Annotated in this window: 8 protein-coding genes and 1 tRNA gene; 3 read left to right on the plus strand and 6 right to left on the minus strand. The window is 59.4% G+C overall.

The annotated features are described in order from the left end of the window. Window positions 1-43: 43 nt before the first annotated feature. On the minus strand, window positions 44-4,825 hold the full coding sequence (locus tag K7H91_RS11755) for an NAD-glutamate dehydrogenase (RefSeq protein ID WP_230720423.1): 4,782 nt from the start codon (window positions 4,823-4,825) through the stop codon (window positions 44-46). A gap of 212 nt (window positions 4,826-5,037) precedes the next feature. Here K7H91_RS11755 and pdxY point away from each other — a divergent pair, with 212 nt between their 5' ends. Both pdxY and K7H91_RS11765 read left to right on the plus strand, forming a co-directional pair. Continuing rightward, the gene (gene pdxY / locus K7H91_RS11760) at window positions 5,038-5,919 is read left to right on the plus strand and encodes a pyridoxal kinase PdxY (protein WP_230720424.1); all 882 of its coding nucleotides are present in this window, start codon (window positions 5,038-5,040) and stop codon (window positions 5,917-5,919) included. A 36-nt stretch (window positions 5,920-5,955) separates the two neighbouring features. Further along, entirely contained in the window at window positions 5,956-6,597 is a 642-nt protein-coding gene (locus K7H91_RS11765; RefSeq protein ID WP_230720425.1) for a carbonic anhydrase, read from the plus strand. A gap of 19 nt (window positions 6,598-6,616) precedes the next feature. On the opposite strand, the gene K7H91_RS11770 is transcribed toward K7H91_RS11765, so the two are convergent. Continuing rightward, window positions 6,617-7,063, minus strand: a complete 447-nt coding sequence (locus K7H91_RS11770) for a metallopeptidase family protein (protein ID WP_018063787.1) — start codon at window positions 7,061-7,063, stop codon at window positions 6,617-6,619. Between the two features lie 231 nt (window positions 7,064-7,294). Here K7H91_RS11770 and K7H91_RS11775 point away from each other — a divergent pair. Then, window positions 7,295-7,371: transfer RNA gene (locus K7H91_RS11775), tRNA-Met, on the plus strand. Window positions 7,372-7,534: 163 nt separating this feature from the next. On the opposite strand, the gene K7H91_RS11780 is transcribed toward K7H91_RS11775, so the two are convergent. Genes K7H91_RS11780 through K7H91_RS11795 form a run of 4 tightly spaced genes read right to left on the minus strand, consistent with a single transcriptional unit; the run spans window position 7,535 to window position 10,720 of the window. Further along, window positions 7,535-8,506 (minus strand): hypothetical protein, encoded by a 972-nt coding sequence (locus tag K7H91_RS11780; RefSeq protein ID WP_230720426.1) that lies wholly within the window; start codon window positions 8,504-8,506, stop codon window positions 7,535-7,537. Continuing rightward, a complete protein-coding gene (locus K7H91_RS11785; protein WP_230720427.1) occupies window positions 8,506-9,399 on the minus strand; it encodes a restriction endonuclease in 894 nt (297 codons plus the stop codon). Before K7H91_RS11785 ends, K7H91_RS11780 begins: the two co-directional genes overlap by 1 nt. An 11-nt stretch (window positions 9,400-9,410) precedes the next feature. After that, complete coding sequence (locus K7H91_RS11790) at window positions 9,411-10,205, minus strand: hypothetical protein (RefSeq protein WP_230720428.1); 795 nt, start codon at window positions 10,203-10,205, stop codon at window positions 9,411-9,413. Then, complete coding sequence (locus tag K7H91_RS11795) at window positions 10,205-10,720, minus strand: hypothetical protein (RefSeq protein WP_230720429.1); 516 nt, start codon at window positions 10,718-10,720, stop codon at window positions 10,205-10,207. The genes K7H91_RS11790 and K7H91_RS11795 overlap by 1 nt, the downstream gene beginning before the upstream one ends. Window positions 10,721-10,842: the final 122 nt, after the last annotated feature.

Consider the following 10,842-nt stretch of genomic DNA (forward strand, 5'->3'; position numbering starts at 1 on the left):
CTGCCACTATCCGATAGAATGACGGCAGGCGTTTCGCAAGCTATCAGACAAGATCGCGCGCGAGATCGCCAAGCAGGCCGGCCGCCACCGTCGTCTTGGCGATCGTCGGATCGCCGGAAGCGGCAAGCCGGGAGAGCTGATCGGTGACCTGCAGCACCCGCTGGGCATGCGCCTCGCGCCAGGCCTCGACGGGTTCTTCCGCCTCGCCATGGCCGATAAGCGCATTGGCGGCGAGATCGCGGCGGCTTGCGGAGATCTGGTCCATGGAACGGGCGAGCGCCAGCGAATCGTAGAAGTCGGTCGGGCTCATCCGGGCCGCCGCCGACAATAGCGGCGAGACGTAGAACATCCGCGTCACCTCGAAATAGGCCTTGGCCGCCTTTTCCAGGCTGTGGCCGCTGCGGCTCGCGATCTGCAGCGCCTCCGGCACGAACATCATCGCCAGATGATGCGCGAGCCGCCGCGAAAGGGCTTCCGGCACGCCGGCCTGCCGCCAGCCGGCTTCCTGGTCCGCCAGCCACTCGGCGCGCGCCTCCGGCAACAGACCCTCGATATCCGCCTCGAACAGCGAGAAGGCATCGCGCAGCCTCTTGACCGAACCGGCGATATCGCCCTCGGCAAGGCCGTTGCGCAGCAACAGATGCGTCAGGATGCGGAACAGATAGCGAAGCTGCCCATAGATCGCGTTCTGGACGTCGCCGTCGATCGTGCCGTCCAGCGCATGGACCGCGTCCCAGACCTCGTCCATCGCGAAACCGTCGCGGGCGATGATCGCGGCCTTGACCACCTCGGCCGGCGTCGCCGCCGTCATGTCGCAGGCATTGATCACGAATTCCGGACCGCCGCGGTTGATGACGTCATTGGCAAGCCCGGTGGAGATGATTTCCCGGCGCAGGCGATGGCCGGCGATATCGTCGGAAAACGCCTTGCGCATGCGCTCCGGAAAATAGCCGTAGAGCACCGGCTCCATATAGGGGTCGTCCGGCAGGTCGCTTTCCAGGATCTGGTCGAACAGCACGATCTTGCCATAGGAGAGCAGCACACCGGTTTCGGCCCGGGTCATCGCCTGATCGGCCTGGCGGCGCGTCTTCAGCGCCTCCTCGTCCGGCAGCATCTCGACCGCGCGGTCGAGATGGCCCTCGCGCTCCAGCACGTCCATCATCCGCGACAGCGACAGCAGGCTCTGCAACCCCTCGCGGGTGCTGAGCGAGATCGCCAGCGTCTGGAGATAGTTGTTTTCAAGCACGATTTCGGCCACCGCCTCGGTCATCTCCGCAAGCAGGTGGTCGCGGTCCTCGCGCGACAGCCGGCCCGAGCGCATCGCCGAGGCCAGCGCGATCTTGATGTTGACCTCGACGTCGGAGCAGTTGACGCCGGCGGAATTGTCGATGGCGTCGGAATTGCAGCGCCCGCCCTTCAGCCCGAAGGCAATGCGGCCCTTCTGGGTGACGCCGAGATTGGCGCCCTCGCCGATCACCTTGACGCGAAGCTCGTTGGCATTGACGCGGATCGCGTCATTGCCGCGATCGCCGACTTCGGCATTGGTCTCGCCGGCGGCCTTGATATAGGTGCCGATGCCGCCGAACCAGAGCAGGTCGACCTGGCTCTTGAGGATCGCCGTCATCACATCGAATGGCGAATACTCCTCCGCCTCGAGACCGATCGCGGCCGCCGCCTCGGGCGTCAGTCGCACCGATTTCTCGTTGCGGGAGATGATCATCCCGCCCGCAGACATCTTCTCCCGGTCATAATCCTGCCAGCTCGAGCGTGGCAGGTCGTAGAGCCGCTTGCGCTCGGCAAAGCCCGTTGCCGGATCGGGATCGGGGTCGATGAAGATATCGCGATGATCGAAGGCGGCCACCAGCCGGATTTGTTCGGACAGCAGCATGCCATTGCCGAAGACATCGCCCGACATGTCGCCGACGCCCGCGACAGTAAACGGCGTGGTCTGGATATCGATGTTCATCTCGCGGAAATGCCGCTTCACCGCTTCCCAGGCGCCGCGCGCGGTAATGCCCATCTTCTTGTGGTCGTAGCCCGCCGAACCGCCGGAGGCGAAGGCATCGTCGAGCCAGAAACCCGCCTCCTGCGCCAGCGCATTGGCGGTGTCGGAGAAGGTTGCCGTGCCCTTGTCGGCGGCGACGACGAAATAGGGATCGTCCTCATCGGCACGCACCGTATCCTTCGGCGGCACCACCTCGCCGTCGATGATGTTGTCGGTGATCGACAGCAGGGTGCGGATATAGCTCTTGTAGGCCTCGCGTCCGGCGTTGAACACCTCCTCGCGGCTGCCGCCGAGGGGCAGGTTCTTCGGGTAGAAGCCGCCCTTGGCGCCGACCGGCACGATCACAGCGTTCTTCACCTGCTGGGCCTTGACCAGCCCCAGCACCTCGGTGCGGTAGTCCTGGCCGCGATCCGACCATCTAAGCCCACCGCGCGCGACCTTGCCGAAACGCAGATGCACGCCTTCCACCTGCGGGCCGTAGAGATAGACCTCGCGGAACGGCCTTGGCTGCGGCAGGATGGCAAGCGACTGCGAGGCGAACTTGAAGGCGAGGTTGGGCCGCGGCGCGCCATTCTCGTCGGTCTGGAAATAATTGGTCCTGAGCGTCGCGTCGATCAGCTTGACGAACAGCCGCAGAATGCGGTCGTCATCGATATTCGGCACGCCTTCCAGCCCTTCCGTGATCGTGCCGCGCGCGCTTTTCATGCCGTCGCTGCGGGCGTCATCGGAAAGTGCCGGATTGAAGGCGGTCTCGAACATGGAGAACAAGGCCCGCGCGATCACCGGATACTGGCAGAGCGAATTGGCGATATAGTCGCCGGTATAGTTGACGCCGGCCTGGCGCAGATATTGCGCATAGGCGCGCAGCACGTTGGCCTGCCGCCCGCTGAGTCTCGCCAGCAGAACCAGCCGGTTGAAGCTGTCATTGCTGATCGCGCCCTGGAAGGCGTCGACGAAGGCTTCCTCGAGCCGGTCGCCATCGGCCTCCAGATCGACCTCGCTTTCGACCAGCAGCTCCATGTCATGGAGAACAACCTCTGTGCTGGCCGTGCCGCTCTCGGCATATTCCAGTTCGAAGGTCCGCTCCGAGACGACGGAAAAGCCGAGATTTTCCAGAAGCGGCACGCGCCGCGACAGCGGCACGTGGGAGCCGCCGTGGAAGATTTTCAGCCGCAGCACCTCGGCCTCTTCCTCATGCCGGTCGCGGTAGAAATCGATGCGCATGCCTTTCTTGGCCGCGTCACCGATCAGCCCGAGATCGGCATAGGCCTCATCCGGGGAGAAGGCCTCGTGATAGGCCTCGTTGGCCTCGATCTCCGGCGCGCCGGGACCGGCCAGTTCCTTGAACCGTTCCGTCCAGTCGGCGGCAAGCCTTGTGACCTCGGCTTCCAGCTCTGCCTGCGGCACATTGGGGGTCTTGTCCAGGCTGCGCCGGCCGATGATGAAATGCACCCGCGCCGAACGCCCCTCGGGAAACGACGGATAATAGGCGGACACCCGGCCCTTGTAGACGCTGGCCAGGTAGTCGCCGATCTTCTCGCGCAGGCGCGAATCGTAAAGGTTGCGCGGCACATAGACGAGCGCCGAGACGAAACGGTCGAAATTGTCGATCCGGCTCAGCACCCTGATGCGCGGCCGGTCGGCAATCGCCATGATCTGCTCGCAGAAGGACGCAAGCAGCGGCACCGGAGCCTGAAACAGTTCGTCGCGCGGATAGGATTCCAGAATGTTCTGCAGCATCCGGCCCGCATGGCTCTTCGGCTCGTAACCGAAGCGGCGCGTGACGTCCGCGATCTTGGCGCGCAACAGCGGAATGCGCACCGCCGACTGGGTATAGGCGGTGAAGGTGAACAGGCCGACGATCCGGAGCTCGCCGACCACCTCGCCGTTTTCGCCGAAACGCTTGACGCCGATATAATCCATATAGGCACGGCGATGGACCGTGGAGGTGGTGTTGGCCTTGGTCACCAGAAGCAGTTTCGGGCTTTCGAGAAAGCCGATGATCTCCGGCGTGGAGACCACGGGATTGGGGCCGCGCCGCAGCACCCGCATTTCCGGATCGGAGAGGATGCCGATCGCCGCATCCGGCACATGCTCGACCCGCGCGCCATCCGCATCCTTGAGATAGACAAGCTCGCGCATGCCGAGAAAGGTGAAGTTGCCATCCCGCAGCCAGGCGAGGAAGGCAAGCGCCTCCTCCCGCGCATCCGCGACGGCAGCCGGGGCGCGGGTTTTGATTTCGTTCATCGCGGTTTCAAGCTTGGCGAGCATTTCCGGCCAGCCGGCGACCGCCAGACGAACATGGTTCAGGATATATTCGAGCTGCCCCTTCAGCCGCGCGCGCGTTTCCGGCGCCAGTTGCCGGACATGGACCTGGACATGGCTGACGCGATCGTCTTCGGCGTGCTCGACATCGGATGAAAACGCCACCGGCGCCTGTCCAGGCGTCACGACCAGGATCGGGTGGACGGCGAGCATGAAATCATTGGTGAATTCCGCGATCTCCGCCATCACCGAATCATAGATGAACGGCATGTTGCGGTCGGTGACGGTGATCACGTCGGTTGCGATGCCTTCCGGAGCGATGCCTTCGACCGCGCCGATCGTGACCCGCGCGTCGCCGCCGTCATAGGCCGCGATCTCGTCGGCCGCGTGGTATGCGGCGGCCGCAATCGCTTCGGGCGTGTAGCGCTCCAGATCCTCGGGACTGGCATGGTCGAACATGAAAGCCGGGTTGATGTAAGCCTTGTTGGCCTCCCTGGCGAGGCGCTCGGCCTGCTGCATCAGGGACTTGCGCTTCTGGTCGGCTTTGGTGTCCATGTTTCCTCCAGCTTATTTTATGTCAGCGGATCGAGCCGCTATTTTGGGCGATTTTCCGCTCCATTGGGATATCGTTTAACGCCGCGGCCATGACAGCCGCTTGACAGCTTGCTCCAATAGGCGATTTAGAGCGTAATTGAGGCGAATGACAAAACAATTTCGCCGTTTTATCGTTTTGGTTGCATTCAGCCCAGGCATCAACGGGGCCCATTATGACATTCGACATCCCCGACGGCGCCGTTATCGCGATTTCAAGCTACGTCATGCGCGGCAAGATTGGCAACCGCGCCATTGTCTTTGCACTTGAATCTCTGGGCTACGACACCTGGGCCGTACCCACCGTCGTGCTGCCCTGGCATCCCGGACACGGGCGGGCGACGCGGCTGCAATTTGAAGGCGAGGCTTTCGCGACGGCGCTGAGAGAACTCGGCGAAAGCCGCTGGCGCGGCGAGGTTCGCGCCGTCATCAGCGGCTATCTCGCGAATGCCGGCCAGGCCGAAGCGATCGCAAAGCTGGTCGAAGGCCTGCGCGCCGAAAATCCCGACCTCCTCTATCTCTGCGATCCCGTGATCGGCGATGAGGGCGGGCTTTATGTTGGCGAAGACACCGCCCGCGCAATCCGCGACCGACTTCTGCCGCTCGCCGATATCGCGACGCCCAACCGATTCGAACTCGCCTGGCTTTCAGGGCGCACGCTCGAAGACAATACGGCCGCAATCGACGCAGCACTCGCGCTCGGGCCGGCGGAAGTCGTGGTCACCTCGGCGCATTCCATGCTGAAGCAGGGCGTGGCGGCGCTGTTCGTCGATCGCAGGCAGGCGCTGCTGGCCGAGCATCAGCGCGTCGAAAATCCGCCGAACGGGCTCGGCGACCTGTTTTCCGCGCTGTTTCTGGCCGCAAGGCTCGCCGGCAAGCCGCCGGCCGAGGCGCTTGAAAAATCGACCGCTTCCGTGTTCGAGACCCTGACGCGCGCGGTGCGCGAAGGCGCTGACGAGTTGATGCCGGAAAAGGATGCGCAAAGTCTGCGGGCGCCCTTCGCAAAAGTTGGCCTTCGTCAATTGATGCATCCGTCCCGGCGACGTAAAAGAAACTGACGCGCTGGCACGGCGCCCGAAAATAAGGACGGCAGAATGACGGACTCTTTCCCGAAACCCCTTCTCGACGGCTACAAGAACTTCATGTCCGGACGCTATATCGAGGAGCGAGCCCGCTATCGCCAGCTTGCCGAGGAAGGGCAGAAGCCGCAGACCCTGTTCATCGCCTGTTGCGATTCCCGCGCCGCGCCGGAAATGATCTTCGATGCGAGCCCGGGCGAGCTGTTCGTGGTGCGCAATGTCGCCAACATGGTGCCGCCCTATGAGCCGGACGGCCAGTATCACGGCACGTCCGCCGCGCTCGAATTCGCGGTCGAGGGGCTGAAGGTCAAGAATATCGTGGTGCTCGGCCATGGCCGCTGCGGCGGTATTCATGCAGCACTTTCGCCCAACGCCGATCCGCTGTCGCCGGGAGACTTCATTGGCAAGTGGATCAACCTGCTGAAGCCCGCCGCCGCCCAGATCAACTCCAATTCGATCATGACGGAAGGCGAGCGCCAGACCGCGCTGGAGCGGATTTCAATCCGCAACTCGCTCGCCAATCTGCGCTCCTTCCCGAATGTGAAGGACGCCGAGAAACAGGGCAAGCTGAAGCTCTACGGCGCCTGGTTCGACATTTCATCGGGCGAATTGTGGGTGATGGACAACAAGACCGGCGATTTCATCCGTCCGGATTGATGAGACAGCGTCCGGCGCGTCAGCGCCGGGCATCGTCCGCGTCGTCGTCGACGCTTTCCTCGATCCGCTCCATGTCGTCATCCGACAGGCCGAAATGGTGGCCGATCTCGTGGATCAGCACGTGGCTGACGATATCGCCGAGCGTTTCCTCGTTTTCGGCCCAGTAATCGAGGATCGGTCGGCGATAGAGCGTGATCCGGTTGACCATCTCGCCGGTTTCCATGGTGAAGCGCTCCGAAACGCCGCGGCCCTCGAACAGGCCGAGCAGATCGAACGGCGTTTCCAGCGCCATGTCCTCGAATACCTCGTCGCTCGGAAAATCGGCGATCTCGATCACGAGGTCGCCGGTCAGCGCCCGAAACGCCTCGGGCAATTTGGCATAGGCCTCGATCGCCAGCGACTCCACGCTCTCGAGACTGGGCGAATAGCGTCCCTGCCAGTCCTCGCTTTTGTTTTCAATCGCCATATAAGCTCCTTCGTCCGGCCCATATAGGCCTTTTCGCCGAAGATTTCGAGCAAAGATTGCGCCGGCATCGCCGCCCCGGATCGACGGGCCGCGCCGGGCGCGAAAACCTCCCCCGCAAACCGATCGGAAAACCCGCCCTTGACGCTTGACACCCCCTGCCGCAGGCCCTAATAACGCCCCGTCCCGCGCAAAGCGCCGGACCCCTTGTCACCGCCCGACGGTGCGCAGGTTGGCGGAGTAGCTCAGTAGGTTAGAGCAGAGGAATCATAATCCTTGTGTCGGGGGTTCAAATCCCTCCTCCGCTACCAAATATCATTGATTTATTTGAATTAATTTCAGTTCAGTAAATTCTACCCACAATCTACCCATTCTTTTTATAGCTTTATGCCCACCTTTATTTGGGTCGATTTGCGCCGTTTATGTCGCTTGCCCTCGAAATTTGCGCCTAGCCAAAAAAGCTTCCGGGTTGCTCTATTGCTGCCTCACAACACAAAGCAGTCGGCGAAATTCTGCATCTTCCATATTGTTTTTCCAGAAGTTTACGAACCGGCAGACTATCTGAAGGTTATCCCTCTCGTAGTGCCCTTTGCTGTCAATTCGGTCCAGTGAACACAGCATTTGCTGGTCATCGTGCGACCCAATGAATTGTAGGGGGAGGCCGGTGATTGCGCATTGGTTCGCTTGAGCTTCGAGAAGGTCGTATAGATAGCATTCCAGTTCTTGGCGATCCTTGAAGCCGAAATCTTTGTTCTTGGCGATGCGTTCAACCGTCTGCCCGTTCGCTGTCTTTGTTGTTTGCTCCGCCTGCATTGCCATATCGGCGATTGACTTTTGAACCGGCGTAAAATTGCGTACCGGCTGGAATTTGGCCTCCTGGAGTTTTCCTCGCCACAGGGGGAGTGTGTGCCAGGCATCCAACGTGCTGCCTCGGATCATCGTCTCGACGTAAGCTGCATTATCTGGACTGAGTTCCTGAAGAGTGCTTTCAGTCGTAAGGAAATCCTTTGCCTTTGGGTGAACGGCATCCCACGTCAATGGTTTGCCGTTCATATCCGTCGAAGACCACGGTTTACATGGCTTGTGGCATTCAAAGACCTTGAGGGGCTGATAGGGAACACTTCGTGGCTCTTCATCAAACCAGGCAGGTTCGTCTGTAGACACGGTCCACCAAATTGTGTTGCCGTCTCGATGCACCCAGATATCACCGGATGAGTTGGCGATGATGGTCATCAGGTTGAACCATCGGGACGCGAGCTGTTTTGGTGCAGGGTCGCCGTGTGCGGTTTTCTTTAGCCGGGTACATACATCAATGTAGCTTTCGCGGTCTCCTGATAGCCAAAAATGATGCACGTCAGCGTCATTAATTGTCGCTATGGTTGATTGCTCCAGGCAAGCTTTCCAAGCGTAGTTGGCCTTGCCAAAGTTCGCAATGAAAACCGACATCAAAAGCGCTCTTGATATGGTTTGAAGAAGTGCGGCTCAATCGTCAGAGCCTTCGTTTCCTTAACGCCTAGGCCCTCTTCAATCATCAATTCAAGCAGTCGGTCGATATCGACAAGTTCGATAGCTGTTGCGTTTTCGCGGGCGGCTTCTTCCCTTGCACCTTTCGTAAAAGTGCCGGTGGTTAGAAAAATTCCGCGTTCTGCTCTGCCTTGGATCGCTCCGCGAAAGTCTCGTACCTCCTTGGGCTGGACTGTGTTGCTATAGCGCTTGCATTGGAACATGACCTTTGTGCGCACGAAGCGATTGATAAGAAGATATCCTTCTCCATCAATGCCTTGATCGCCGCTTTGACCTGTCACTTTTACATTTTCAAAGCCGATATGTCGCAGCAACCGTGCGCAAAGCTCTTCAAACCCTTTGTCGCTTACGCTGCGGAGAAGTTCGACAAGGCGTTCCTGTATTTCATCCTGATTTAGATAAGTTTTCTCATCCGGCGCGCTGGCGTCTTCGTCTTCAACGGGCGAACGCGTTTGCTCTTCTTCGGACGTTTTGTCCGGACGCGGAAATCCATCATGGATGTTTTTGAAAAGTCGGTAGGCCTCGTCGTGCGATAGGGTCGCTTTGCGCCCTTGCTCGGTTAGCACCCACACGCCGCGCTGTTCGGTGTCAATCAGGCCCGCTTTTGCCAAATAGAACCGCGCCCAACCAACCTTGTTTTCGAACTTCGATTGCCCGCCCTTTGTCGTGCTTTCGATTTCCGCCTTCGGGATATCGTGGTGTTCCGCAATCCAGCTATAAACTTCCTTAGGCTTCGCCGATGAACCAAGGTCGCGCAAGCCGTCAATGACCGGCTGGAAATATTGAACGAATTTTGGACCTTTGAGCTTCGCCATTTGCTATTCCCTCACCGAATTTTCTCAAGGAAGCACATCACAATCCGGTATGCTGGCTCATAGCAAGCAAGCACCTTCTCGTCTGGATCGACCTCCCCGTGAAGGAGTGCATTACGCATCGCATAGAGCGTTTCCACCAGTCCTGCCAAAAGGTCTTCGGCGGAGCATTGGAATTGCATCGTAGAAATTTCGAGTAATGGCCCGCCACCTTGCACAAGGTCGCTCATCGGGCGTGGGTTGCAGCCATCATAGAATTCACGCAGTCGTGTTTGCTGTACGTTCGATAGCCGCACTGCAAAGTCGGCATGTTCATATACTGCCGCTGGTTCATAGCTATCTTGCGTATGCTGAAACCGTACTTGTTGAGTTTGGATTGAAGTCACCGTGATTTCGATGCGCCCGCCTTGGACTTTTTCTGCGACAAAGCGTTGGCCGTTCCGCTCGATTTGTTCGCGCTGAAAATTCTTCGGCGCGATACATACCTCGCGAAGAGAAATACGTTCGACCACGCCTTTGCGCGTTACTTCAAATTGAATGTCATCAAGCTGCCTTTGCAGATCACTAATGGCCTGCTTTAGTCGTTCGGCTTCCGCTGTAGCGTTTCCATTGCGAAGCAAGGGCAGAACACGGCGGCGAAGAGTGCTATTTGCATCTCGAATTGCGAAGTTGAGCATAGCGCGTTCTTGCGCCTGTCCACTTGCATGCCTATACCAGGCATTGAATGCGGCCCACGCTTTGACAAACGGTCCGATATAGTCAATTTCGGCTCGGTTCATCCATTCGGTGGCATGCGGTGGAAGAGCCATTAGCCTTCTCCCTCGACTCTATCAAGAAACTCAAATGCTGCGGGTTCGCCCTCCTCGATGGCGATTTCGACCGCGCGCTTTGCGGCTTCCAGAAGTTCATGCGCCCGGCGCTCTTCGGCAAACGCAGATAGAATTGCGTCACGGACTTTGGTTTGAATACCGTCCGGCGCGTCCCAAAACACGATCTTCGCAATGTCGGTAGGATAGAGTTCAATCTGACCGGACGAGCCCTTTATGTGGCGTTCGATTTGGAGCTGACCTAGCGGGCTGTTCAGGAAACCAGAAAGGTAGATTGGATCGACTTCCTTGCTTCTAAGAACGGTAACATGATTGTCCGGCAGCGCCCGTTGATCATGCAAGTAAGCTGCGGCACGGCCAATTGTTCCAACGCCGGTTCCATTCACGAGCACGTCGCCTTTTTCGATGATGACCGGTGAGCCAGCTTCGACTGCGGTACGATTTTCGCCAAGGATGACGCGGTTCGTTCGCACATGTTTTGAATTGATGACGGGCAAGCCATCGTCCGCATATTGTGGTTGGCGGCCACGCGCGTTGGTTGTTAGGATTGATCCCAACTCCACGGCACCACCTGTCGCCCTAAGAGGCCGATTTAAAAGTTATTGAGTGATATCAGAAG

Origin of the sequence: Martelella mediterranea (assembly GCF_021021415.1) — a bacterium.
In the GTDB taxonomy this organism is placed as follows: Bacteria; Pseudomonadota; Alphaproteobacteria; order Rhizobiales; family Rhizobiaceae; genus Martelella; species Martelella mediterranea_C.

What these genes read in the sequence shown, in the direction of transcription:
- K7H91_RS11755 (WP_230720423.1), bottom strand. Translation starts at nt 4,825, where the DNA reads ATGGACACCAAAGCCGACCAGAAGCGCAAGTCCCTGATGCAGCAGGCC.
- pdxY (WP_230720424.1), top strand. Translation starts at nt 5,038, where the DNA reads ATGACATTCGACATCCCCGACGGCGCCGTTATCGCGATTTCAAGCTAC.
- K7H91_RS11765 (WP_230720425.1), top strand. Translation starts at nt 5,956, where the DNA reads ATGACGGACTCTTTCCCGAAACCCCTTCTCGACGGCTACAAGAACTTC.
- K7H91_RS11770 (WP_018063787.1), bottom strand. Translation starts at nt 7,063, where the DNA reads ATGGCGATTGAAAACAAAAGCGAGGACTGGCAGGGACGCTATTCGCCC.
- K7H91_RS11780 (WP_230720426.1), bottom strand. Translation starts at nt 8,506, where the DNA reads ATGTCGGTTTTCATTGCGAACTTTGGCAAGGCCAACTACGCTTGGAAA.
- K7H91_RS11785 (WP_230720427.1), bottom strand. Translation starts at nt 9,399, where the DNA reads ATGGCGAAGCTCAAAGGTCCAAAATTCGTTCAATATTTCCAGCCGGTC.
- K7H91_RS11790 (WP_230720428.1), bottom strand. Translation starts at nt 10,205, where the DNA reads ATGGCTCTTCCACCGCATGCCACCGAATGGATGAACCGAGCCGAAATT.